We start from the raw sequence: 737 nt of genomic DNA, 5'->3' as shown, positions 1-737 counted from the left end.
CGATAGTTTCGGGCCGTTTTCTCGAAGCGCGTGGCGACGCGGCGGAACTGCTTGAGCTTGGCAAAGCAGCACTCGATCAGGTGGCGCTGAGCGTAGAGGTGCTTGTCGAGCGGGTGCTTCCTGGCCCGCGCGGGATTGTTGGGGATCACCGCAAGAGCGCCTTTGTCAGCGATGGCCTGGCGCAGATGATCGGCATCGTAGGCCGTGTCGCCCAACACCGCCTGGGCGGGCAGGCCCTCGATCAGAGCCGCAGCCTGCGGGGCATCGCCGCGATGGCCGGCCGTGAGGACAAACCGCACCGGACAGCCCAGACCTCGCACCGCCAAATGAATCTTGGTGCTCAGGCCGCCGCGCGAGCGGCCCAGGGCCTGATCGCCAGACCCCCCTTTTTCGCCCCCGCTGCATGCTGGTGGGCGCGAACAATGGTGGAGTCGACGATCAGGTATTCGAAGTCAGGATCGTCCGAGAGCGCCTCGAACATGCGCCACCAGACCCCCTTGGCGCTCCAGCGGCTGAAGCGGCGAAAGACACTGTTCCAGTCGCCAAACGCGTCCGGTAAGTCGCGCCAGGGCGAACCCGTTCGCACGATCCACAGCACGCCCTCGACAAACATCCGATTGTCCCGGCCCGTCGAGCCTTTCTGATCCGGGCGCCCGATGATCAGCGGCGCAATCCGCTCCCACTGAGCATCGCTCAGCACCAAACGATCCAACACGCCCAAGACCGCCTCCCAAAAA

General features: G+C 65.1%; 1 protein-coding gene. It reads right to left on the bottom strand.

Annotated features, from left to right (window positions below; translation table 11 throughout):
• A protein-coding gene (locus OCW50_RS33110) for an IS5 family transposase (protein WP_373371549.1) occupies positions 1–721 on the bottom strand; the annotation gives its coding sequence in 2 pieces (ribosomal slippage) (positions 1–383 and positions 386–721; 719 coding nt annotated over the 2 pieces). This gene is flagged as partial in the annotation.
• Positions 722–737: the final 16 nt, after the last annotated feature.

Source organism: Microvirga sesbaniae (genome assembly GCF_025460805.1).
Lineage (GTDB): Bacteria > Pseudomonadota > Alphaproteobacteria > Rhizobiales > Beijerinckiaceae > Microvirga > Microvirga sesbaniae.
The sequence above is the reverse complement of the archived record's forward strand: the minus strand, read 5'-3'. Positions and strand labels throughout refer to the sequence as shown.